The 23760-nt window shown below is 67.7% G+C and carries 21 protein-coding genes and 1 riboswitch; of the genes, 10 read left to right on the top strand and 11 right to left on the bottom strand.

Features of this window, described 5'->3' with window-relative positions:
* Positions 1-53: 53 nt before the first annotated feature.
* A complete protein-coding gene (locus E8P82_RS11095; protein ID WP_136454909.1) occupies positions 54-656 on the bottom strand; it encodes a hypothetical protein in 603 nt (200 codons plus the stop codon).
* A 198-nt stretch (positions 657-854) separates the two neighbouring features.
* On the opposite strand from E8P82_RS11095, the gene E8P82_RS11090 reads away from it, so the two are divergent.
* Positions 855-2141, top strand: coding sequence for an adenylosuccinate synthase (locus E8P82_RS11090; RefSeq protein ID WP_136454908.1), 1287 nt, complete (start codon positions 855-857; stop codon positions 2139-2141).
* A gap of 74 nt (positions 2142-2215) precedes the next feature.
* Here E8P82_RS11090 and E8P82_RS11085 read toward each other — a convergent pair whose 3' ends face one another.
* Positions 2216-3001 carry a SurA N-terminal domain-containing protein gene (locus E8P82_RS11085; protein WP_136454906.1) on the bottom strand — a complete coding sequence of 262 codons (786 nt, stop codon included), beginning with the start codon at positions 2999-3001 and terminating at the stop codon, positions 2216-2218.
* 107 nt (positions 3002-3108) lie between these two features.
* Complete coding sequence (locus E8P82_RS11080) at positions 3109-3615, bottom strand: DUF427 domain-containing protein (RefSeq protein WP_136454904.1); 507 nt, start codon at positions 3613-3615, stop codon at positions 3109-3111.
* A 74-nt stretch (positions 3616-3689) separates the two neighbouring features.
* Between E8P82_RS11080 and E8P82_RS11075 the strand changes: the two genes are divergently transcribed.
* The 4 genes from E8P82_RS11075 (at position 3690) to E8P82_RS11060 (ending at position 8550) form a co-directional block, all read left to right on the top strand.
* Positions 3690-4496, top strand: a complete 807-nt coding sequence (locus E8P82_RS11075; RefSeq protein ID WP_136454902.1) for a carbon-nitrogen hydrolase family protein — start codon at positions 3690-3692, stop codon at positions 4494-4496.
* A gap of 250 nt (positions 4497-4746) precedes the next feature.
* The gene (locus tag E8P82_RS11070) at positions 4747-5301 is read left to right on the top strand and encodes an RNA polymerase sigma factor (protein ID WP_136454901.1); all 555 of its coding nucleotides are present in this window, start codon (positions 4747-4749) and stop codon (positions 5299-5301) included.
* Positions 5298-7022, top strand: a complete 1725-nt coding sequence (locus E8P82_RS11065; protein ID WP_136454899.1) for a hypothetical protein — start codon at positions 5298-5300, stop codon at positions 7020-7022. Before E8P82_RS11070 ends, E8P82_RS11065 begins: the two co-directional genes overlap by 4 nt.
* Before the next feature lie 327 nt (positions 7023-7349).
* A riboswitch (cyclic di-AMP (ydaO/yuaA leader) is annotated at positions 7350-7530 on the top strand.
* Between the two features lie 3 nt (positions 7531-7533).
* Positions 7534-8550 carry a LysM peptidoglycan-binding domain-containing protein gene (locus E8P82_RS11060; RefSeq protein ID WP_136454897.1) on the top strand — a complete coding sequence of 339 codons (1017 nt, stop codon included), beginning with the start codon at positions 7534-7536 and terminating at the stop codon, positions 8548-8550.
* 87 nt (positions 8551-8637) lie between these two features.
* Here the strand turns inward: E8P82_RS11060 and E8P82_RS11055 are convergent, their stop codons facing one another.
* The 3 genes from E8P82_RS11055 to E8P82_RS11045 form a co-directional block, all read right to left on the bottom strand.
* Positions 8638-9501: an ABC transporter permease gene (locus E8P82_RS11055; protein ID WP_425456029.1), complete on the bottom strand. Its 864-nt coding sequence runs from the start codon at positions 9499-9501 to the stop codon at positions 8638-8640.
* A 20-nt stretch (positions 9502-9521) separates the two neighbouring features.
* Positions 9522-10556: an aliphatic sulfonate ABC transporter substrate-binding protein gene (locus E8P82_RS11050; RefSeq protein ID WP_136454894.1), complete on the bottom strand. Its 1035-nt coding sequence runs from the start codon at positions 10554-10556 to the stop codon at positions 9522-9524.
* Between the two features lie 112 nt (positions 10557-10668).
* Positions 10669-11487 (bottom strand): ABC transporter ATP-binding protein, encoded by an 819-nt coding sequence (locus E8P82_RS11045; RefSeq protein WP_246021274.1) that lies wholly within the window; start codon positions 11485-11487, stop codon positions 10669-10671.
* Between the two features lie 265 nt (positions 11488-11752).
* Between E8P82_RS11045 and E8P82_RS11040 the strand changes: the two genes are divergently transcribed.
* The 4 genes from E8P82_RS11040 to E8P82_RS11025 all read left to right on the top strand — a co-directional run bounded on the left by E8P82_RS11040 (position 11753) and on the right by E8P82_RS11025 (position 15000).
* A complete protein-coding gene (locus E8P82_RS11040; protein WP_136454891.1) occupies positions 11753-12169 on the top strand; it encodes a CoA-binding protein in 417 nt (138 codons plus the stop codon).
* A gap of 61 nt (positions 12170-12230) precedes the next feature.
* Positions 12231-12794: a DUF1990 domain-containing protein gene (locus E8P82_RS11035; RefSeq protein WP_136454889.1), complete on the top strand. Its 564-nt coding sequence runs from the start codon at positions 12231-12233 to the stop codon at positions 12792-12794.
* A gap of 290 nt (positions 12795-13084) precedes the next feature.
* Positions 13085-14062: a hypothetical protein gene (locus E8P82_RS11030; protein ID WP_136454888.1), complete on the top strand. Its 978-nt coding sequence runs from the start codon at positions 13085-13087 to the stop codon at positions 14060-14062.
* Between the two features lie 110 nt (positions 14063-14172).
* Complete coding sequence (locus E8P82_RS11025) at positions 14173-15000, top strand: class F sortase (RefSeq protein ID WP_246021273.1); 828 nt, start codon at positions 14173-14175, stop codon at positions 14998-15000.
* 40 nt (positions 15001-15040) lie between these two features.
* Here E8P82_RS11025 and purL read toward each other — a convergent pair whose 3' ends face one another.
* From purL to E8P82_RS11000, 5 genes are all read right to left on the bottom strand, one after another.
* On the bottom strand, positions 15041-17314 hold the full coding sequence (gene purL / locus E8P82_RS11020) for a phosphoribosylformylglycinamidine synthase subunit PurL (protein ID WP_425456026.1): 2274 nt from the start codon (positions 17312-17314) through the stop codon (positions 15041-15043).
* A 15-nt stretch (positions 17315-17329) separates the two neighbouring features.
* The gene (gene purQ / locus E8P82_RS11015) at positions 17330-18127 is read right to left on the bottom strand and encodes a phosphoribosylformylglycinamidine synthase subunit PurQ (RefSeq protein ID WP_136454885.1); all 798 of its coding nucleotides are present in this window, start codon (positions 18125-18127) and stop codon (positions 17330-17332) included.
* A complete protein-coding gene (gene purS, locus E8P82_RS11010; RefSeq protein ID WP_136454883.1) occupies positions 18124-18384 on the bottom strand; it encodes a phosphoribosylformylglycinamidine synthase subunit PurS in 261 nt (86 codons plus the stop codon). The genes purQ and purS overlap by 4 nt, the downstream gene beginning before the upstream one ends.
* Positions 18385-18556: 172 nt before the next feature.
* Positions 18557-19195, bottom strand: coding sequence for an SSI family serine proteinase inhibitor (locus E8P82_RS11005; RefSeq protein ID WP_136454881.1), 639 nt, complete (start codon positions 19193-19195; stop codon positions 18557-18559).
* Positions 19196-19255: 60 nt separating this feature from the next.
* Positions 19256-20161 (bottom strand): 3-methyladenine DNA glycosylase, encoded by a 906-nt coding sequence (locus E8P82_RS11000; RefSeq protein ID WP_136454880.1) that lies wholly within the window; start codon positions 20159-20161, stop codon positions 19256-19258.
* A gap of 220 nt (positions 20162-20381) precedes the next feature.
* On the opposite strand from E8P82_RS11000, the gene E8P82_RS15410 reads away from it, so the two are divergent.
* Positions 20382-23543 (top strand): S8 family peptidase, encoded by a 3162-nt coding sequence (locus tag E8P82_RS15410; protein ID WP_136454878.1) that lies wholly within the window; start codon positions 20382-20384, stop codon positions 23541-23543.
* Positions 23544-23760 lie beyond the last annotated feature (217 nt).

Raw genomic sequence — 23760 nt, 5'->3', positions numbered from 1 at the left:
GGGAACCTACGTCATCTGCGCCGGTAGTAGTCGTCCCGGGCTTTCTGCGCGGTTCATTCCTCCGGCCGGCGGATCGTCGTGGTGACCGACACCAGCTGCGGCCGCGGTGGTGCTGAGCTGAAGCCGAAGCGTACCGGTGGGCTCACAGGGGCCAACTGACCGAGATCCGAGTCCTTCCACGCCGCCGTCGCTCCCAGGATGGCACGGGCAGAGGTGACCCCGTAGTACTCCTTGCGCCCATGACCGGCAGAACCTGCTGTCGCAACGCCGGTGATCAGCCGCGACGCCACCGGATTGATCAGGGCGAGCCAGGTCGGATGGGTGGCCAGACGCTGGGGGAGCACGCCGAGCAGTCGCCCGAGAAGGGTGAGCCCGCCGATCTCGACGAAGACCTGCAACTCGTCCGCGTCGACCACGAGCCGGTCCGACGCGAGAGTGGAGCTGACGGGGGAGACGACGACGTCGTCGAACGAGTAGGTTGCCCCCACGTAGTCCGCCACCTCCTGCGTCGGGGCGAGCAGCGTTCGCTGCCCGGCCGAATCCTCCAGCATGACGTCGGTGAAGGCGCCGAAGGGCGAGGACTCCCACCGCCCGATCACCAGACGTGTCCCGGAGGTGGTGCCGACACCGGCAATGTGTCCAACGAAGCGGTCCATGCCCCCATTGTCCACGGAGCGTCGGGATCCGCCGTCGTTCCGCATCCTCCTGTTCGACGCTCGTCGAGTGCCTCGGCTAAACTCGGACGGTAAGAGCCCCAGTGGCTGCGGCAGATCCGCAGCCGGTTGGGGCGTTCTCATGCACGGCGTCGTATCTGCCGTATACGGACGACGCCGTACCGAATGGGGGAGTATCCCATGCCAGCAATCGTCATCGTCGGAGCCCAGTGGGGCGATGAGGGCAAGGGCAAGGCCACCGATCTGCTCGGCGGGCGCGTCGACTATGTCGTGAAGCCCAATGGCGGGAACAACGCCGGGCACACCGTGGTGGTCAATGGCGAGAAGTACGAGCTCAAACTCCTTCCCGCCGGAATCCTGAGCCCCAACGCCGTCCCGATCATCGGCAACGGCTGCGTGATCAATCTCGAGGCGTTGTTCGAGGAGATCGACGGACTGGAGGCTCGCGGGGCCGACACCTCCCGGCTCCGGGTGTCCGCCAACGCCCACCTCGTGGCCCCCTACCACCAGGTACTGGACAAGGTCACGGAGCGCTTCCTCGGAAAGCGGGCCATCGGCACCACGGGACGCGGCATCGGCCCGGCCTACATGGACAAGGTGGCCCGGCTCGGTCTGCGCGTCCAGGACGTCTTCGACGAATCGATTCTGCGCCAGAAGGTCGAGGGATCGCTCAAGCAGAAGAACGAACTGCTGGTCAAGGTATACAACCGCCGTGATGTCGAGGTGGAGGAGGTTCTCGAGTACTTCCTCTCCTTCGCCGAGCGACTGCGTCCCCTCGTCATCGACTCCACCTTCGTGCTCAACGAGGCCCTCGATGCCGGCAAGGTGGTGCTGATGGAGGGGGGACAGGCCACCTTCCTCGATGTCGACCACGGCACCTACCCGTTCGTGACGTCGTCGAATCCCACAGCGGGGGGCGCGTCCGTCGGCTCGGGGATCGGACCCACCAGGATCAGCCGCGCCGTGGGCATCATCAAGGCGTACACCACGCGCGTCGGCGCGGGCCCCTTCCCCACGGAACTCTTCGACGACATGGGCCTCTACCTGCAGACCAAGGGAGGCGAGTTCGGTGTGAACACGGGCCGCCCGCGCAGGTGCGGCTGGTACGACGCCGTACTCGCGCGGCATGCCTCACGCGTCAACGGCTTCACGGACTACTTCGTGACCAAGCTCGATGTCCTGACGGGCATCGAGAGTATCCCCGTGTGCGTGGCATACGACGTCGACGGCGTGCGCCACGACGAGATGCCCATGACGCAGACCGACTTCCACCACGCGGAGCCGGTCTTCGAGTACTTCGACGGCTGGACCGAGGACATCACGGGGGCGCGCACCCTGCAGGACCTGCCGGAGAATGCGCAGGCCTACGTGCGTGCACTCGAGAAGCTCTCGGGCACCCGGTTCTCGGCGATCGGCGTCGGTCCGGACCGCGACCAGACCATCGTGATCAACGATCTGATCGGCTGACCGCAGCGGCGTGCCCGTAACTGACCGGTGCGCCCGCAGGAGCACCGACGTCAGGCGCCGGAGCGACAGGCGAGCTAGAGGTTGACAGTGATGTCGGCGTCCTCCCGCAGCTCGGCGAGGAGGTCCTGCGCCGCCTCCGAGAGCTTCTCGCCCTCCAGCTGCTCCTCTATCCCATCGCGTACGTCCTCGAGCGGCGGGATGGGCGTCGTCGTGTCGCCCGCTTCCTCCTGCTGCGCCTTCGCGGCGTCGTAGGTGTCCTGGATCTCCTGATCGGTGGGTGCGATATCGCCGGCCTCCTCCGCGAGCAGCGCGTCGAGCTTGACCTGGTCCGCGAGCTGCGTGTCGAACTCCTCGTCCTCGAGGCCCTGCTCCGCGAAGGCTGCCCGGAGGTCTTCCTCCGTCTCGAGCTGACTGGATTCCAGGAGGTCGTCGACGGCGGCATCCAGGGCCTCGGGGCTCGCGTCGATTCCTCGTTCCTCCGCCTCCTGCCGCAGCAGTTCGGTGCTCACGAGGTTGTCCGCGACGCTCGTCCTCAACTGCTCCTGATCGAGTATCTGGCCGTCGAGCTGCGCTGCGGTGGAGGCCTGGGCGAACTGGATCTCGTACGCGCTGGTGAACTCCTCACGGTCGATCTCGGTGCCGTTGACCGTGGCGACCACGTCGGGAATGTCCTCGAGATCGGGTTCGGGCGGTGCTTCCGCAGTCGTGCTCGGGGTGGCTTCTGCTGTCGACTCCGCGGGAGCGGAGGCCGCTGCGCCGTCGGCGTCGTCCGTGTCACTGCAGGCGCCCAGGAGCGCCGTCGATCCGATGAAGGCGGCAGCGAGCAGCAACCGCTTCCGTGCTGGTGTCCTGTTGGGCATGATGAGTCCTTGCGTCGTGGGTCAGCGTGGAACACTAGCAAACGCTGATGACCATCCGATGGACGGAAGCCCCATGGACGCTGAACGTCGACCCTGCGTAAATCCTGCTACCAACCCCAGGTCCCGGCGCCGCCCTTGAATGGGCCCGCGATCATCGAGGTGATCCAGCCACCGTAGAAGCCACCCTCCTGCGCCTGGACCCGTTCTCCGTCCACGGTGCAGGAGTCCATTTGCGCGGGGTAAATCGCGGCACGAGTGGAGAGGTCCTCGTAACCGCGCACCGGCCTCGGGTACGTCCAGGCGCCGCGCGGGCTGCGTGCAGTGCCCGCGACGACGTCGAAGTACGCGGCAGCGCCCTTGAACTCGCAGTGCGTGGAGCCGTCCACGGGTTTCAGCACGCCGGGCAGGAAATCCTCGATCGGCAGGTAATGGACCGGTGGGTGGCTGGTCTCCAGCACCCGCACGGCGGAGCTGGTGGCGGCGATGAGCTGCCCGCCGAAGCGCACCTCGATCCTCGCTGAGGAGCGTTCGACCCTGGGTGGTCTCGGGTAGTCCCACACCGATTCCTGTCCAGGGCCGGGCTGGACACGCTTTCCACTCCCCGGGGTCGTCATGGACTCAAAGCTACTCCCGGCAGCCGGTAGCGGTTCTGTAGGCTGGATGGACGACACACGGACAAGGGGCAGGCATGAAGGTCAGCGTTGGTCAGTTCAGGCCCGGTGGGGACACCCCGGCGAACCTCGCCGTCATGCGTGAGCTCGCGGCGACAGCCGGTGTGCAAGGGTCTGCGCTGATCGTCTTCCCCGAGGAGTCGATGTTCTCGATCGGCGCGGTGCAGGGCTCCCTGCAGGACGCCGTGGAAGCCAACTGGACCTCCTTCGTCCAGCAGCTCTCCTTCATCGCGGCCGAGAACTCGATCGCCGTCGTCGCCGGTGGGTACGAGCCCAGCGGTGAGGCGCGGCCCTTCAACACACTGGTCCTCATCGATTCGACCGGCCGCATCGTCGACACCTACCGCAAGCTGCACCTGTACGACGCCTTCAGCTACCAGGAGTCCTCACGCATCAAGCCCGGCGACGGCGGCATCAAGGTTGCCCAGATCGGTGATCTCCGCGTGGGGCTCATGACCTGCTACGACCTCCGCTTCCCCGAACTGTCACGGGCTCTGACCGATGTGGGCGCCGATCTGCTCTGCGTGCCGGCCGCCTGGTTCGAGGGCGAGCACAAGATCGAGCACTGGGAGACACTGCTGAAGGCACGCGCCATCGAGAACACGGTGTGGGTCGCAGCGGCGGGGACCTCGGGCGGCCATACCATCGGTCACTCCGCCATCATCGACCCCATGGGCATCCCGCTGGCACACCTGGAGAACGAGGAGCGCGGTGTCGTCACCACGGAGGTCACCCGCCGGAGGGTCGACGACGTACGCGAGTTCCTGCCGGTACTGCAGAACCGTCGATTCAGCCGGAACGAGACCATTGTCGACGCCCACTGACCCGGACGGCAGAGCCGGGGCGGGAACGCCCTGACAGTACTTCGTCCGGTCAGGAAGAAGAATCCGCACGCGCGTAACCTTTTCGGATCGACGAGCGATTACCCCTGTGTAAGCGCCGCATCGAGACTTATCCCCCAACGGGTCTCGGTGCGGCCTTCTTCATTCCTGACGACTCGCCGCCGGGCGACTCCCGGGCGCCGGGGGCAAGGGCTACGATGGTCTCGCCCTCCCGCTCGAACAAGGAACAGCCGTGAGCACTCCGTTGCCTGATGATGCGCTTGCTCGCGCTCAGGGCGGCGAACCGGCGGCACTCTCCCTCATCTATCGGTCGCTGAGCCCTGCGGTGCAGGGGTATCTGGCCGGTCGGGGTTCGGAGGATCCGGAGGCCCTGACCCAGGAGGTCTTCCTCACGGTGTTCGCCAAGCTGGCCTCGATCACCGGAGGGATGCCGGGACTTCGCTCCTTCGCCTTCTCGGTGGCTCATGCCCGTTATGTGGACGAATTGCGCAGAAGGACACGGGCCCCGGTTCTCGTGGGCTATGACGCCAGTGGTGACACCCGCGTCGCTGCTTCCGCGGAAACGGTCGCTCTGGGGAATCTCGACACCTCGGCCGCGCAGGGCATGCTCGCGCAGCTCAAGGACGAGCAGCGTGAGGTGCTCCTGCTGCGGATCGTTGCGGAACTGCCCATCGACCAGGTCGCGGAGATCCTGGGCCGCTCGGCGGGATCTGTGAAGCAGTTGCAGCGGCGGGGACTGCTGAAGTTGAAGGAACTCGTGCAAACCACTGAATCGGAAGCGCTATGACTGATCAGGACAGCCCATCGCCGGATCGCCTGCAAGACCTCCTCGACGAGGTGGGGGTCACCTCCGACCCGGGGCTCCTCCGCGTACTCGGGGAAATCAGCGCGTTGGGTACCGGATCCGCTCCGGAAGCCTCCGACGACCTTTCAGCGGTGCTCTCTGCCGATGCCGCGGCCCCGGGCCGGTGGGGCAAGCGTCGGATCACCTTCCTCGGCGGGGCGCTAGCCGTGTCCATGGGCGTGGGTATGTCCGCGGTCGCGGCGGACACCTTCCATCTCTCCGCCGGTGGAGGCAGCGGCATCGACTCCGTGGCACTGCCCGCCGCGGGTGCCCGCGTCGATCGTGCTCGCGCCGATTCCCTCGATCAGGACCACGCTGCTCGCGCCCCTGGAACCCTGGCCGGGCCCTCGCGCGACGCACTCGTCGATCGCGCCGGCCAGGTTCCCGGAGGTACTGCTCGCTCCGCGACTCGTTCCGCCGATGCCGATGTGGAGAAGTCTCCACCCGTGGACGCGGAGATCGGTGCGACCGAGCAGCAGCGTGCTCCGCTCGCGCGGCCGCAGACACCTATGGTGCCGTCAACGGCCCCCAGCTCGACGCCCTGGTCCCTCCCGGCAGCGCCACCGGAGCGCGACGGGGGCACCGGCTCTAGCGGGACGGTTCCTCCGGGACCGGGGTCCGCCCTCGATGCGGGGGTCCAGGCGCACGACACGGGTGTCGTCGTCGCCTCCGGGCCCCCACCCATCCCTGCGCCTGTCGACAGGAGCGAGATCACCCCGCCCGGTGGGACTGCGGCTGCAGCCGATGGTTCCGCGAGCGCTGATCGAGTTCACGGTGTGCGCCGTGCAGCAGGCAGAGCCCCCGCGAGCCCCGGTTCCCTCGATCCGGCTGCGCGGAGTGGGTCCGCCACCGCTGCCGCGAGTTCCAGCTCTGCCGATCCGGCCGAGTCTGAAATCCAGGTCGCACGCGGCTCATTTGGTGCTGCGTCGGCCGGAATCGCCAGCTGGCAGAGCAAGACGGCTTTGGGTCAGGACGAGATGTTCTCCAGCTGGATGCTCGCCGAACTTTACGATCGTGTCGGGAGCGACGTACCCGACGGCATGCTGCTGTTCACCGCTCACGGTCCTGAGGATGTCCCCTGGTCGGTGTTCCTCTCGGTCGACTTCGACGTCGAGTTCTCCGGTGCCGAGTTCGATGCCCGGTTCGACGTCGAGCCGGCGTCTGCGGCTCCTGAGCAGGCGTCCGACGCTCCTGGTTCCGGGTCCCCGACCCCTCATGGGGCCGGGGCGATTGCTGACCTTCCCCCCGACGCCGCCCGGGTGACTCCGATGCCGGTCGAGGGGGCGCCCGGTGCGACTACCGCATTCGTCGAGGAATCACCCGGCGTGAGCGAACCGGGTACCGGCACGCCCGAACCGACGGAGCCCGGTCTGACGGAGCCCGGACCGATGGAGCCCGGACCGACGGAGCCCGGACCGATGGAGCCCGGACCGATGGAGCCCGGACCGATGGAGCCCGGACCGATGGAGCCCGGACCGATCCAGGTGGACCCCGGTCCTCCACTCGATCCGCCCCGGCCCACCGCGGAAGACACGTCGCCGGCCGCGACGCTCGAGGTTGCTCCGACGCTCGAGGAGCCACAGGATCGCGACTCGCGGCCGGTCGACGCTCCGTCCGAGGAACCGCGAGCACCGGGAGCCGAGCCGACGGTGGGCGGGGACTAATCCGCTCACCGCAGCGCGGAGTTCCCTCGGCCGCCGTCGAGATGGCAGAAACGCCCGTTCCCGACGTCGAGCTGCGGTGATTTCTGTGGTTTCGACCAGGCAAGGCGTGCCGACGACGAGGCACGCGTCATCGGTAACGGCAACACTTGAATGGCTCGACCGCAACTGCCCTCGCCCACCGCAGCCGGCGATCACGGTGCTCCGATCTGCCCGGAGAGTAGGCGACTGTTACCGGAATGTGACAAACGCCGGGACTGGTGGTTATTCTCTTCGAGTGCCTCCGTCCACGTGAGGCTCTTCCGGACGGATTGCCGAGCTCTGCCGCCGACTGGGACACGTCCGCACACACGAAGGTAGAGACGGGGGAACCACGGTTCCACCGGGCGCACAGGCTTCCTGCTCGCGTCCTCGGGGTTAAGTCGCACCGCATCGCCCACCGGCGCTGCCCGCGGCCGGGTGTCTCCCATCCGAACCCGACAGCTCACCCCGCAGGCATGGGAGAGGTACACACATGTCACGAAACACTTCACCGGCACGCCACCGCGCGGCCGTCGACGGAAACATCGCGCTGCAGGGCCTGTCCCGCGCCGCCCGTGCACACGCCGCCGCCCTCGGCCGCCCCGTCGCCGTCGCTGCTGTCACCTCCGGCATCGCGCTCAGCGCCATGGGCACCGCACACGCAGGCTCCTACACCGACGAGGGCACCACGGCTCCTGCAGCTGTCGTGACCTCGAACGGAGCCACCGCGCACACCGTGGTTGCCGGAGACACCCTCGGCGCCATCTCCGCGCGTTACGGCGTCGACCTGAACGCCGTGCTCAGCGTCAACGGTCTCTCGGTCAACTCCATCATCGTGCCGGGTCAGAACATCGTCCTGCCCACCGCAGGTGTCGTAGCGGCTCCGGTCCAGACCGTATCCGTTCCTGTCGCTGCCCCGGCTGCCGTCGTGGAGCAGGTCGCTGTCGCTGCTCCGGCTGCCGTCGTGGAGCAGGTCGCTGTCATGGCTCCGGCTGCCGTCGTGGAGCAGGTCGCTGTCGCTGCCCCGGCTCCCGTCGTCGAGCAGGTCTCGGTGGCCGCAGCCGCCTCGTACGCCGCTCCTGCCACCGGTTCGTACGGCGCAGCCGCTGTCGCAGCCGATTTCCAGCTCAGCTCGACCGGCATCAACGTTCAGAGCAACGGGTCCAAGGCAGTGGTAGCTGCTCCTGCGGGCAACCTCGGCGGCATCATCCTCGGTTCGGCCCAGGCCCAGCTGGCCGCCGGCGCCATCCAGGACTGCACCGTGCTCGCCGAGGTCGCCCTGCGTGCAGCAGGCATCCCGGTCGGGGATCTCGGCCCCTCGCAGTTCCTGAGCTACGGCTCGATCGTGTCTTCCCCTGCTCCGGGCGACCTCGTCGTCACCGGCGGCCACGTCGCCATCTACGCCGGTGGCGGACAGGTCATCAGCAGCGGCATGAACGGTGCGCAGCTCACGATGCAGCACCCGCTCTCGGATCTTCCGGGTGCACAGTTCGTTCGGGTTTCGCGCTAGACCAGGAGCGATCACACGCAGGAAACGGCAGGTGCTTGGACGGGGCACCTGCCGTTTCCTTTTAACGTGCTCAGTGCCGGCAGCGGTTCAGGTCCAGCGTCGCACCGCCCACCGCTCGGTCACACCGAGGAGGGCATCGGTCGTCTTGCCGAGGACGGCGAGGAGGATGATCGCCAGGAAGATCCGATCGGTCCGTCCGTTGCTCGACGAGTCGACCAGCAGGAAACCCAGCCCCAGCGACGACGCGATCAGTTCCGCTGCCACGAGGAAGAGCCAGGCCTGAGCCAGTCCCAGGCGGAGCCCCGAGAAGATGGCCGGCACCACCGCCGGGAGCAGAACGGTGGTGAGGAGCCGGACACCGCGGAGGCCGAAGGCCCGCCCGGCCTCGACGAGCTGACGATCCACATGCCGCAGGGCCAGGAAGAGCGTCGTGAAGACCGGGAAGAAGGCGCCGATCACGATCAGCGTCACCTTCGAGTCCTCACCGATCTTCATCCACAGGATGAGCAGCGGCACCCAGGCGAGCGAGGGTACGGCCCGCAGCGCGCCGATCGTCGTCATGAGCAGGGCATCGGCCAGCCGGGAGAGACCCAGCAGAGCTCCGAACGCAAGACCCAGCGCAGCGCCGAGCGTGAAACCGATGAGAACGCGTTGGGTGGAGATGGCGACGTGCAGCCACAGTTCCCCGCGTTCCACCAGTTCGGTGGCGGCCGCCAGGACGGCCGACGGCGGGGGGAGCTGGATCGGACTGAAGACGCCGACCACCGAGTTCAGCTGCCACGCACCCAGGAGCAGCCCGGGTACCACCAGAGACAGCAGCAGTCGCATGGGACGTCGGTCGAGTACGCGTGGAGATGTGCTGGAGACCCGGGAAACGGGCGGAAGCTCGGGAGCGGGATCACCACCGGACGTGCGCCCAGCCTGCCGAACAGGTGCCGCCCCGTCACCCAGCGCGGTCCCCGCGTGCTCCCTCACGAGGAGGCCTCGATGGCATCCGGTTCGGCATTCGTCGCGAAGGAGTCGTCGAAGAGCGTCTCGAGGGCCTCGTCGATGGATTCCTGGGAGGAGACGTCACCGGTCTCGACGAAGTTCGGGCCGACTTTCTCGAGGACCAGGCGCTGGGCTTCTCCCGGCACGGGGTCGACGTCGAGATTCGTCCGTTCGATGATCACCGTCCGGGCGAGCCCGACGTCGATACCGGCTTCCTCGGCGAGGATCCGGGCGGTCTCCTCGGGATTCTCGCCGGCCCACTGACGCGCCTTCTCGTAGGCGTTCACCACCGTCTGGGCGAGTTCTGGACTACTGGTCAGGAAGTCCTCGGTGGCATTGAGGAAGCCGTAGGTGTTGAAGTCGATGTTGCGGTAGAAGAGCTCGGCCCCCTCCTGCTCCGCCGACGCCATGATCGGGTCCAGCCCGGCCCAGGCGTCAACCGATCCGTTGTTCAGCGCAGCCCAGCCGTCGGCATGCTGCAGATTCTCCACTGTCACCTCGGAGGGGTCCACCCCGGCGGACTCGAGAGCCTGGATCAGGAAGAAGTACGGGTCGGTGCCCTTCGTGGCCGCGATCGAGGCGCCGCGGAGGTCCTCGATACTGTCGATTCCCGTGCCATCGACGGTGACCAGCGCCGACCACTCGGGCTGGGAGTAGATGTCGATGGTTCTGATGGGTGAGCCGTTCGAGCGGGCCAGAAGTGCTGCGGAGCCCGCGGTCGAGCCGACGTCGACGGCACCTGCCCTCAGCGCCTCGTTCGCCTTGTTCGAGCCGGCGGACTGCACCCACGTGACGTCGACGCCGTCGTCGGTCAGCTCCTCCTCGAGCCAAGCCTGGTCCTTGATGACCAGGCTCAGCGGATTGTAGGTGGCGAAGTCGATGGTCAGCTCCGTGGCGCTCTGGTCCTCGCCGGCCGGCGAGGTGACGGAGGCGTCTTCCCCGGCGAGGCAGCCGGTCAGGCTGATCGACAGGGCGGTGACGAGTGCGAGGGATGGGAACAGGGAGGTGCGCTTCATGGGATTCCTTCGGCGGATAGGCGGTGCTGAGTCAGTGCAGGGCGTAGGTAGGCAGGGCAGGATGTGTGCACGCGAGGATGCGGCGTGCAGGACGGGGGAGACGGGTCGGGGCCTAGCGGCCGGTGACACCGAGCATCGACAGCAGGGTGCTGCGCAGTGCGCCGAGATCAGCGGAGTTGCGATCATGCGGGCGGACGCCGGGGACGGCAATGAGTTCGAGGATGCTCGAGCCCTCCTGCGTGTCAGCGCTGCCGCGTCCGAGGACAAGGATGCGATCAGCGAGCAGCAGTGCCTCGTCGACGTCGTGCGTCACGAGCAGAACGGTGGTCGGCCGGACGCGGTGGATGTCCAGGAGGAGGTCCTGCATCCTGATGCGCGTCAGTGCATCGAGCGCGCCGAACGGCTCATCCAGCAGGAGCACCCCCGGATCCCGAGCGAGGGCCCGCGCCAGGGAAGCCCGCTGCGCCATACCGCCGGACACCTCCCGTGGACGCAGGGCGGCGAACGGGTCAAGGCCTACGAGTTCCAGCAACTCGAGCACCTTCGCCTTGCCCGTGCTGGCGCTGGCGGACCTGGGAAGTCCTATCGCGACGTTCGCCCTCAACGTGTGCCAGGGCAGCAGGCGTGGCTCCTGGAATGCGACGGCGCATCGTTCGTCGATACCGCGCACAGGATCGCCGTCGATCAGTACCTGACCGCTGTCCGGCGCATCGAGTCCGGCGGCCGTCCGGAGCAGAGTGGACTTCCCGCAGCCGCTGGTGCCCAGGATGGCGAGGATCTCGCCCGCTCGAACGTCGAGGCTCACATCCTGGAGGACGATGCGCTTTCCCTCCGGCGACCCGAAGCTGCGTCCGAGTCGGGAGAAGCGAAGGCCGAGGGCCTGGTTGTGGTGCGGGGCGTGTGTGCCGCCCGGCGTCAGAAGTGCTGTCACGGTATCTCCATCGATCCTGGCGGTAGCACCCTACGGATCGAGCCTTGCCACCGTGAACGGTGGTCCCACGGCTCGAACCTCGATATTGCCCGGCCTCAGGGGGAAGCGGACAACCAGGGTTGCTGCGGCGTCATCGATCCAGGTCTCTCAGCCGCTCGGGATGGTCGCTCCCATCAAACGCCCGGAAGCACCCGCGGACAAAATCGGGGCCGTCGTGGCGTGTAATAGATGATGTAACAATTCGGACGGACGCACAGGAGGCACCATGGCACACCAGAACGATCCCGCGGTGATCGAAAGGCTCCTGACCGAGCACGGCCGCTGGGCGATCGTGGGGTTGTCCGACAACCCGCGCCGCGTGGCCGTCGGCGTATCGCGTTTCATCATGGACGGGCTCGGGATGGAGATCATCCCGGTGAGCCTCAAGGGCGACGACGTCCACGGACAGCAGGGCTACACCAGCCTCTCCGATGTGCCGGGGCGCATCGACGTCGTCGACTGCTTCGTGAACTCCGGGAGAGTGGGTGCTGTGGTGGATCAGGCCATCGAGGTCGGGGCGCGCGCCGTATGGCTGCAGCTGGGCGTGATCGACGAGGCCGCGGCGCAGCGGGCCGCGGACGCCGGGCTCGACGTCGTCATGAACGCATGCCCCGCCATAGAGGCGCCCGCCCTGGGTCTCTGAATTCGGCGTCACGGCCCAGCACGGGACCGGCAGGCGGTTCCACCCCGTAGAAGGAGCAGGTATGGAGCAGTTCACCTATACGGAACAGGGTGCCACCGACCGCCCCTACCCCGAGACGCTCGAGGGCGGCTGGCCCTCCGGCTTCACCGTCATGGTGAAGACCCGGGAGATCCCCGCAGAGGATCCCTCGGCGGCTTTCATCGCACTGACCGAAGGGATCCTGGCGTGGGAGCTGCACCGTGGTGCGGGTCTGACCATGCAGTCCGATGCCGATCGTGCAGCTCCGGGAGTGAAGGTCACCTCGGGTCTCGGTGTGGGTCCGGTGCGGCTCAAGGCACCCTGCCGCGTGCTGTGGGCCCGGGATCCACAGCTCGACGGCGCAGGCCGGGCGGTGCCTGGCCAGCGCGGCGGATTCGGGTATGGCACTCTGCGCGGGCATCCGGTCAAGGGCGAGGAGGGCTTCTACGCGGAACTGACTGCTGACAATCGCGTTCTCTTCAGCTGTTCGGCCTACAGCGTGCCGGCCAATGCGCTGTTCCGGCTCGCCGCTCCCGTGACCCGATTGGGTCAGCGCTACATACTGGGGCGGTACATGGAAGCTGCCGGGACCCTCGCTGCCGGCTGAGAACGGAGTTCCGTCGCACCGAGCGCAGCATCTCAGTCCGATACCGAACTGTGACCGGCGCCGGCGTGTCGTGTCTCTTGCCGTCGTGCGGCGGTAGCCCTATGTTGAGTCGTACAGCGATGTCACAGGGCATGTCCAGCGAGTGTGCACAGGTCTTGGTCTCACGATCAGCGGTATCACAGCCACCAGCGGCGACCTCCTCGGGAGGTCGCCGCTTCCCCGTGGATCCCGCAGCTGCGCCGCCGGGGATGGCTCGGGGGGATACTACGTGTTTTCAGGAGACGCGAACAATGATCGTTTCTAAGAAGTGGGTCGCTGCTGGGTCGACGGCTACCCTTCTGGCCGGAGGACTGCTCCTCGGCATACCACCGGCTCATGCCGCACCGGGCGACGCCGCCTGTCTGGAGGCGTCCACGCAGTTCGATGCGGCGCTGGCCACAGCCGGGATCAATGCCGACTTCGTGAATCAGCTGGAACGGGCGACCGAAGCGGTTGCCGTCGCCGACGCGAAGGTCGAGGCCGCTGTGGCACCGCTCGGTCTCGATGCGTTGATCGCAGAGGCAGAGCGCACCTATCAGGTGGCCGAGGAGGCGCAGGAAGCTGTTGCTGCGGCACAGGATGGTGTCGATGAAGCGGTGGACCTGGCGAACCAGGAAGACGGCGATGGCGATGGCGACCCGGAGAACGATCAGCGGGTCATCGACGCTCGCGCCGTTCTGGCTGCTGCTCAACAACAGGAGACGGGCGCCGTGCGAGCCGCTGATGAGGCTGCAGCTGCCGTCGATGCGGCCCTCGCCGATCCCGCAGTAATCGCCGCCGAGCAGGAGCTGGAAGATGCCGCCTTGGCAGTGCAGGGTCTCCTCGAGCAGGTGAACGTGGATGAGGCCGTCGCCGATCAGCTCCTCGGCCTGTTCGAGGCGTTCCTCGCGGCTTGTGACGCGAGCGCCATCGGCACGGACCCGGTCCCGCCGGTCGTCGTCCCCGTCCCGGTTCCCGTAACGCCTGAGGTGATCCCGGCGCCGGGTGCGCCGGTCGTGCCGCCCGGGGCTCCCGTGGCCCCGGCGCTGGTTCCCGCTGCGACTCCGGTTGCCCCGATGGCTCCGGCGCCGGTAGCGACCAACAGGGGACTCAACGTCCAGACCGCCGCTGCGCCCGAGGAGAGCACTGCCCCGGCGCTCGCGCTCATCGCGGGGCTGCTCGCCGTCGGCGTCGCGGTTCCGGTGGCCACCGCCGCGCGCATGCGTCGCCTCGAGCGCGCACAGCGCTAGCACCGGCGCAGGCTCGGTCCGGACTCGTGATCGAAGGATCGCGAAGTCCGGACCGGACTGCGCCCAGTCAGGACACGAGTCAGGACACCGCAGGGACGAAGGAGCAGAGCATGCCGGATCAGCCGACGGGGGGCACCTCCATCCCCTCCGCCAACGAGGACCCCGACAGCGCAGCGTCCGACGGCACCGGTTCCGAACCGGGTCACGGCAGTCCGGCGTCCGTCGACGAGGCGCCGAACGGGCCCTCGGCGCAACTTGCGGGAGAGTCTTCGGGGAAGTCACCGCGCAGACGTTGGCTGGCACTACCCCTCGTCGCCGCGGCTGCCGTGGCCCTCGCGGCGTCGGTACTACCGTTGGAGTCAGCGGAAGCCCCGCCGGCTGCGTCCGCACCCTCGGTCACCGCGACGCCGTCACCGACCACGCATGCGGCGAGCCCGACGACGGCACCTGTACCCGCGTCCGCGTCCGCTACATCGGTACCGGACCGCGGCCCGGCGGCCTCCGCACCCACCGGGTTCAGCTTCCCCGCCGCGGGGATCGACATGGCAGTCCTGCCGCTCACCCCGAGTGAGGCAGACCTCGCCTCGCAGGAGCTTGTCCCGCCGCTCACCGTCGACGCGTACTGGCTGACCTCGTACGGCGTCCCGGGCGACGGCTCGGTGAACACCACCTACATCGCCGGTCACAGCTGGGACGGCAGAGAGGCCCCCTTCAACCGTCTGAGCGACGAAACCCTCGTGGGGACGGAGTTCGTCCTCACGACGGCAACGGGCACCATGACCTACGTCGTCGATTCCGTCACCACGCACGACAAGAACACCCTGAAGGACAGCGACATCTGGACCGTCGCACCCAACCGCGTGGTGCTCATCAGCTGCTACACGGAGGATCCCTGGGGCAGGAACGTCGTGGTCACCGCGTTGCCGAAGACCGGCTGATCAGGTGCCTGTCGGGCGCATTCCCCACTGGTGCCCGTGATCAGCCGAAGTGCCTCGGCAGCGTTCCCTGGTGTGCCTCGCGGAGCTGATCCAGCGGCAGGTTGAAGTACCCCTGCACATCGAGCGCCTGGTTCTCCGTGTCCACCACGCCGATCCGCAGGGTGGGGAAGTTCCGCGCGGTGCACATGTCGTTGTAGCGCACCTCCTCGGACCGGGGCACGGCGACGACAGCACGACTCTGGGTCTCGCTGAACAGGGCGGTGAAGGCGTCGATCCGATCGCGCTCACACAGCTCGTCGAGGCCGATCCGTGCACCGACGCCGAAGCGCAGCGCCATCTCGCTCAGGGCCGCCGCGAGGCCACCCTCGGAGAGATCGTGGGCGGCGTCGATCATGCCGTCGCGTGAGCAGTTCACGAGGATCGCCGCGAGGGTCTTCTCCGTCGCGAGATCCAGCGCCGGAGGGCGCCCGCCGAGATGCCCGCGCAGGTTCGCCCACTCCGACCCGTCCAGCTCGTCCGCCGTCGTGCCGAGCAGGTAGACGGCCTGACCGTCCTCACGCCAGCCCGACGGCGTCCGCCGTGCGACGTCGTCGAACACGCCCAGCACTCCGACCACCGGTGTGGGATGCACGGCCACGCCGCCGGTCTGGTTGTACAGCGAGACGTTCCCACCGGTCACCGGCACGCCGAGCTCCTGGCAGGCGTCGGCGAGCCCGCGGACGGTCTCCGCGAACTGCCACATGACCTCGGGATCCTCGGGCGAGCCGAAGTTCAGGCAGTCGGAGACGGCGAGGGGCTCGGCGCCCGACGTCGCCACATTGCGGTAGGCCTCGGCGAGGGCCAGGCGTGCGCCCTCGTAGGGGTCCAGGTAGGAATAGCGGCCATTGGCATCGGTGGAGACCGCGACGCCGAGACCGGTCTCCTCGTCGACCCGGATGACGCCGGCGTCGTCGGGCATGGCCAGTGCCGTGTTGCCCTGCACGTAGCGGTCGAACTGGTCGGTCACCCAGTCCTTCGAGCACATGTTGGGGGACGCCATGAGCTCGAGCACCGCAGCGCGCAGATCACCCGCCCGCTCGGCGTCGAAGGCGTCCGCCTGGACTCCGTCGAGCCACGCGGGGCGGTGGTAGGGGCGCTCGTACACCGGACCGTGGTGCGCGACGGTGCGTGGATCCACGTCCACGATCGTCTCGCCGTCCCACTCGATGACCAGGCGCCCGGTCCCGGTGACCTCGCCCAGCCAGGAGTACTCGACGGCCCACCGATCCATGATCGTCTCGAATGCCTCGACGTTCTCCGGGGTCACGACGGCCATCATGCGTTCCTGCGACTCCGACATCAGGATCTCGCCGGGGGTCAGGGACGGGTCCCGCAGCAGCACATTGGTCAGTTCCACGTGCATGCCGCCGTCGCCGTTGGAGGCGAGCTCCGACGTCGCGCAGGAGATGCCTGCCGCACCGAGGTCCTGGATGCCCTCCACCACGGAGGCCTTGAACAGCTCCAGGCAGCACTCGATGAGCACCTTCTCGGCGAACGGATCGCCCACCTGGACGGCAGGGCGCTTGGACGGCTTCGAGGAGTCGAAGGACTCCGAGGCGAGCACCGACGCGCCGCCGATCCCGTCTCCGCCGGTGCGCGCGCCGAAGAGGACCACCCTGTTGCCCTCCCCGGAGGCATTGGCGAGCCTGATGTCCTCGTGGCGGAGCACTCCGACAGCGAGCGCGTTGACCAGCGGATTGCCCTGGTACACGGAGTCGAAGACCACTTCGCCGCCGATGTTCGGCAGGCCCAGCGAGTTGCCGTAGCCGCCGATCCCGGCGACGATCCCGTGGACCAGTCGCGCGGTGTCGGGGTGGTCGATCGCGCCGAAGCGCAGCGGGTCCATGATCGCCACCGGGCGGGCGCCCATGGAGATGATGTCGCGGACAATGCCGCCGACGCCGGTCGCGGCGCCCTGGTACGGCTCCACGAAGGAGGGGTGGTTGTGGCTCTCCACCTTGAACGTCACGGCCCAGCCGTCACCGATGTCCACGACGCCGGCGTTCTCGCCGATCCCCACGAGCAGGTGCTTCTTCATGGCGTCGGTGACCTTGTCCCCGAACTGGCGCAGGTGCACCTTGGAGGACTTGTAGGAGCAGTGCTCGCTCCACATCACCGAGTACATGGCGAGTTCGGCGCCCGTGGGCCGGCGGCCGAGGATCTCCTCGATGCGCCGGTACTCGTCCTCCGTGAGACCCAGTTCGGCCCAGGGCAGCTCCTGGCCCGGTGTCGCCGCAGCGTTCGCCACGGAGTCGATGTTGAACTTCCTTGCCATCGCCTCTGCCGTCATCTAGCCCACCAGCTTCCTGAGGACCGACGTGAAGACACCGAGTCCGTCCGTACCGCCCCTGAGTCCTACGTCCTCGCGCGCCGAGGAGTCGGGGCCGAAGCCGGCCTCCACCGCGTGCTCGGGGTGGGGCATCAGGCCTACGACGTTGCCGGCCGTGTTCGAGATTCCCGCGATGTTGCGGCGCGAACCGTTGGGATTTTCGTCGACGTAGCGGAAGACCACGCGACCCTCACCCTCGAGCTCGTCGAGCGTCCGGTTGTCGGCCACGAACTGCCCGTCCTGGTTCTTGAGCGGGATCACCACTTCCTCACCGGCCCAGTACTCGCCGGTCCAGTGCGTGTCGGCGTTCTCCACGCGCAGCCGCTGGTCGCGGCAGAGGAAATGGAGGTGGTTGTTCTTGATCATGGAGCCGGGCAGCAGGTGCGCCTCGGTGAGGACCTGGAAGCCGTTGCAGATGCCCAGCACGGGTAGGGCATCCGTACCGCCCGAGGCCGCCGCCGTGATCTGCTCCATGAGCGGTGCGAACCTGGAGATGGCGCCGGCGCGCAGGTAGTCCCCGTAGGAGAAGCCACCCGGGATGATGACGGCGTCCACGTCCTGCAGATCATGGTCACCGTGCCACAGCCGGACCGCACTGCCGCCGGCGAGCGTGACCGCGCGCATCGCGTCGCGATCGTCGAGTGATCCGGGGAACGTCACGACGCCGACCCTCACCTCGCTGAGCGGACCGTCCGCGTCGCCGCTGGTGCTCGGCTGCACATCGCCGATCAGCGGTGTCTCGATGCTCGTGCTGGTCACGACGCGTCCTCCTCGATGACCTCCACGCGGGTGACGTCCTCGATGACGGGATTGGACAGCAGCGTTGCGGCGGCCTGGTGGGCCTGCTCCAGGATCTGCTCGGTGACCTCACCGTCCACCGACAGTTCGAACCGCTTGCCCTGGCGCACCGAGGCGAACCCGGTCAGGCCGATCCGGGGGAGTGCCCCTGCTATGGCCTTGCCCTGCGGGTCGAGGATCTCGGGCTTGGGCATGACGTCGACGACGATCCGGGGCATCCGGCAACTCCTGTGCGTGAGCGGCAAGCGCTGGGGTATCTCCAGCGCTCGATGCAGGAGCGCTGATGCGCCGAAGCCGGTGGGCCCTGGCGCCGTGCGAGCCTGCGTCCCAAGTCTACCGGGAATCGGATGCGGGCCCGGTCGGGCGGTCAGGGTCCGGCCCGTCGGAGAACTACTGCGCTCCGGGTGCCCCGAGGAGTTCCTGGACCTGCTTCCAGCGTGAGATCTCGCACCCGTCCGTCAGGGCGAAGGAGGCCAGCACCGAGGTGCCGTTGAAGTCCCCGGTGATGCTGGCAGTCTGCGGGCCGGCGTACTGCTGGGTGCAGATGATGTCCTTGTCCGGCCGGGCGGTGAAGAAGTCCGGCCCGAGCGCGGCGATCCGCGCGCAGGCAGCCTGCGCGCCGGGAAGAGTCGACGCCGGACCGGGCACGCCGTCGACGCATTCGAGGACGTACTGCACCGGATCGGCGGAGGCGTCCTGTTTGATGGAGATGGTCAGGAGGGCATGGTCCGCTCCATCGGAGGCGGACGCCGTAGGGGACGACGGCGGGGTGCCGCCGGCCGTCGGTGGTGTGCTCGCTCCCGGGGTCGGGCCTGCGGTCGCTCCTGTCGTCGGTGATGCGGATGCTCCGGGTTCGTCAGTGGTGCCGGCGGATGGCTGCACGGAGATCTCCGTCTCTGTCGGTTCGGTGGTCGGCTCTCCCGGCGTGCACGCCGGGAGCACGAGGGACAGGGCGAGGAACGAAAGCGCGAGACCACGCGTCGCGCGGCGGGGCCGCGGTGCTGCGGTGACCCTGGAGGTACTCGTCATGGATGTCCCCTTCGACTGGGCTCCCAGCCTAGCGGCTGGTACCCGGACAACGGGCAAGAGCTACCACACGTGCCGGCGCCGGGCTCGGACCGGGGCGAGAGCCTGCTCGAGATCATGGAGCAGGCGCATTCTCAGTAGCTGCGACTCCTCCGCGAAGCCACGCTGCAGCCGCACGTACTCGGCCTTGCCGGCGGCGGTCTCGATCCTGATGGGCGGGTATCCCCAGGCGCTGAGATCGTAGGGAGATGCACGCATGTCCATCTCCCGGATGCGCCAGGAGAGCTCGAAGCAGTCCATGACGAGCTCGCTGGCCAGCAGCGGCGTGAGTTTGTACGCCCATTTGTACAGGTCCATGTTGGCGTGCAGGCAGCCCGGCTGTTCCAGCTCGCGCTGGGTCTGCCGCGTCGGCGTGTACTCGTTGAGGGCTTCCGCCTCGGGGGCGTAGAAGCGGAATGCGTCGAAGTGGGTACAGCGCAGGCGGGCACCATCGACGACGTCGTCGGTTCCGGTCGCCCCCAGGCGCAGCCGGAGATATTCGTGGCGTACCCCGTTGACGGCGGACCGGTACGCCATGGCCCACTCGTGGAGTCCGAAGCAGCCGAACTGCGCCGGGCGTGCTGCTGTGCGCGAGAGAATCAGCCGGGCGAAATCGACGGCCTCACGCCGCTCGTGCACGAAGCGCCGGGAATCGACCCGGACGCCGTCGTCGTCCGCCCGGTAGTACTTCCAGTCGGCGCGCTCCGCCGCTGCAGTGTGCGGCAGGACGACTCCAGCGCCCGGGTGCCATCGCAGGAGCTGGCCGGGTTTCTGGCTGTAGTAGGTGAAGAGGAAATCCTGCACCGGATGCTTCGCCCCGCGCGACCGTCTTTCCAGGTACGGAGCAGCGACAAGATTCACGCGCTCGCTGTGCCGATCCCTCCGGTCCTGCCATTCGGCGTCGGACAGGCGGACCTCGTGATCGGGCATTTTCTCATTATCACCCGCAAGGCCACCCGTACAGAGCCTCGGAAGAATCTGGAAATTGCTTTCGGAGGTGTCTGGTCAAGGTGTGTTGCCTCGGGTAAGTTTGTCCTCGCTGCGGCGTCTGTGAGCGTCATCACAGGTAGGGGGTCCTATCCAGGAGACCGCGGCATCGGGGGGAACGGCACAGGCCGGCCCGCACATTTACGAGAGGCACAACCTTCTTATGACACAACGGAGAAAAGCCGGGCAGGGCAGCGGCACGCTGCGTGCTGCTACGGCGATCGTTCTGGGTCTGCCGCTACTGGTCACCTCGACCGCCGTGGCACCTGCTGCACTCGCAGCGCCCACTCCGTCCACCTCGGTCACGCCCCAGAAGGCACCGGCCAAGGAACTGGACCCCGCGCAGTACCCCGACGGCAAGTACATCGTCGTACTCGTCGACAAGCCGATCGCCACCTACGAGGGCGGCGTCGAGGGCATCGCCCCGACCAAGCCGGAGGAGGGCGAGAAGGTCGACGCCACAGCCGAGAACGTACAGCAGTACTCGGAGTTCCTCGAGGCGAAGCAGCAGGACGTCGCCGCCGAGGAGAACGTGGAGATCGCCCGCACCTACACGGCGGCGATCAACGGCTTCGCCGCTGATCTCAGCACGAGTCAGGCGGTCCAGCTGGCCAAGAGCGACGACGTGCTCCTCGTGGCACCCGACGTCGAGAACGCACCGGACTACTCGAGCATCGACTTCCTCGGCCTCGACGGCAAGAACGGGGCATGGAAGACCCAGTTCGGCGGCAAGAAGAACGCCGGCAAGGGAACCGTCGTCGGCGTAATCGACACCGGCTACGCCCCGGACAACCCCTTCTTCGCGGGCAAGAAGGTCAAGCCGCTCAAGGGCAACACGCAGCCGACGGTGGGTGAGCCGTACCTCACGGAGGACGGCACGATCGCCATGCTCAAGAGCGACGGAACCACCTTCGAGGGCGAGTGCCAGGTCGGTGAGGACTTCGACGGCAGCCTGTGCAACTCGAAGGTCGTCTCCGCCCGGTACTTCGCCGACACCTTCCTCGACAACGTCCCGCCGGCGGAGCGCGCACCCGAGGAGGTCATCTCCCCGGTCGACATCGACAATCACGGCACGCACACGGCGAGCACCGCCGCCGGCAACTCCGGTGTGGAGCAGCGGGCAGCGGGGCGCAGCTTCGGCAAGTCCTCGGGCGTGGCTCCCGAGGCGAAGATCTCCGTCTACAAGGTCTGCTGGGAGGACACCAATCCTGATACCGGCGGTTGCTACTCCTCCGCGTCCATCGCCGCGATCAACCAGGCCATCCTCGACGGCGTGGATGTCCTGAACTACTCGATCTCGGGCAGCACGACGACGACGACGGACCCGGTGTCGCTCGCCTTCCTGTCCGCGACCTCCGCAGGCGTCTTCGTCGCGGCGTCGGCCGGCAACTCGGGCCCGACCGCGAGCACCGTCAATCACGGCGGTCCGTGGATGACCACTGTCGCCGCCAGCACGTTCAGCTACGAGCTCCAGGGCACGGCGGAGTTCTCCGACGGCACCAAGTACCGCGGCGCGTCCATCATGCGCAGCGGCGTGCCGGCCAGCCCGGTCGTCATCGCAGCCAACGTCGCCGCAGCGGGAGCAGCCAACCCGAATCTCTGCGGTCCCAACACCCTCGACAGGGCGAAGGTGGCCGGCAAGATCGTCGTGTGTGACCGCGGAGTCATCGCCCGTACCGACAAGAGCGACGAAGTGGCTCGCGCGGGCGGCGTCGGCATGATCCTGGTGAACCTGGTCGATTCGTCGACGGACACCGATGTGCATGCAATCCCCACGGTGCATGTGAATGCCCCCGAATCCCTCGAGCTCAAGGCGAAGGTCGCGGCGAACCCGTCGATCAAGGTCGCCCTGAAGCCCACGGACACCACCGGGAAGCCGCTGCCTCCGACCCCGCAGATCGCCGGCTTCTCCTCGCGCGGTCCTTTGCTGGCCACCGACTCCGATCTCCTGAAGCCCGACATCACCGCTCCCGGCGTCGCCGTCCTCGCAGGCGTCTCCACCGTCGGTTCCGACGGGGAGCAGTTCGGGTTCCTGTCCGGAACCTCCATGGCATCGCCGCACGTCGCGGGTCTCGGTGCCCTGGTCCTCGGGCAGAAGCCGAACTGGTCGCCTGCCGCCGTCAAGTCCGCGATGATGACCACGGCCTACCCGCTGAAGACCGCCTCCGGTGGCGTCGAGACCGACGTCCTGGCCGTGGGCGCCGGTCACATCAACCCGGCAAGTGTTCTCAGCCCGGGTCTGATCTACGACCAGGATGCCGAGGACTACCTCCGCTTCATCCAGGGCACCGGGCTCGACCTCGGGATCGAGGGCCTCGAAGGCGTCGCCGCGAAGGACACCAACGTGCCGTCCTTCGCCCTCGGTAACCTGACCGGACGCACCGAAGTGACCCGTACGGTCACCGCCGTGACGCCCGGCATCTACCGCGCCACCTCGAACGTGCCCGGAGTGAAGGTCACGGTCACGCCGTCGATCCTGAACTTCAGTGCAGCCGGGGAGAGCAGGACGTTCAAGGTCTCCTTCGAGAACCAGGGCGCGGCGTCGGGTGAGTTCGCCAAGGGCTCGCTCACCTGGGAAGGCCAGGGCAAGAAGGTCACCTCTCCTGTGGCCGTCCGTCCCCAGGCCATCAACGCCCCCGCCGAGGTCGGTTTCACCTCGGAGGGTGCCAATGGCAGCGGAACCTTCGACGTCACCTCGGGCACCAACGCCCCGATCAAGATGACGCTCGAGGGTCTGTCGAAGGCCGACACCTCCGACATCAGCCTCGTACCGGGTGGTCTGGTCAACGGGAACAACGCCTCCAACGCCGTCAAGGACGTCACCGTCCCCGAGGGCACCCCGGTGGCGAAGTTCTCGGTGCTCTCCGATGATCCGAGTGCGGACTTCGACATGTTCCTCGTCACGCCGGCCGGTACCGTCACCCAGGTGGCCACGTCGAACGCCAGTGAGACGATCACACTCGAGAACCCGGCTCCGGGCGACTACCGCATCATCGCCAATCTCTACTCCAGCGTCGACAGCAAGCCGGTCACCGGCACCATCGATGCGGCGATCCTCGGTGGCGACGAGAACAACGCGAAGCTGACGCCGAATCCGCTTCGGCTGGCCAACGGCAGGACGGGAACGGTGACGCTCAGCTGGACCGGACTCGAGGAGGGTTCCTACGTGGGCCGCGTCAGCTACGCGGGATCGTCGGCAATCACCTACGTCTCGGTCGTGGTGGACGGAAGCGGCGAGGCCTCGGTCCAGCTTCCCTCCGTCAACCCGGCCGACAAGCTGCTGACGGGTCCCCGGGAGTCGACCACCCCGACCGGCGACAAGTAACACCTCAGTGAGCCGGTAGTACCAGCTCACTGAGCAGCATGAGAAGGCCGACGGATCATCGATCCGTCGGCCTTCTTGCGTCCGCGGCGCTGCGAGTCCTGCTGTATCGCGTTCGGCTGCATGCGTTCGGTCGATCCCACTGCTAGGGCTGCGGGCGTGGGATCCGGTCGTGGCGTCGGCGTCGATCCTCCTGGTGGCTCTCGAGCGGTGGGATAGG

Origin of the sequence: Arthrobacter echini (genome assembly GCF_004803505.1) — a bacterium.
Taxonomy (GTDB): Bacteria; Actinomycetota; Actinomycetes; order Actinomycetales; family Micrococcaceae; genus Arthrobacter_D; species Arthrobacter_D echini.
This window is presented reverse-complemented; position numbering and strand designations above follow the sequence as displayed.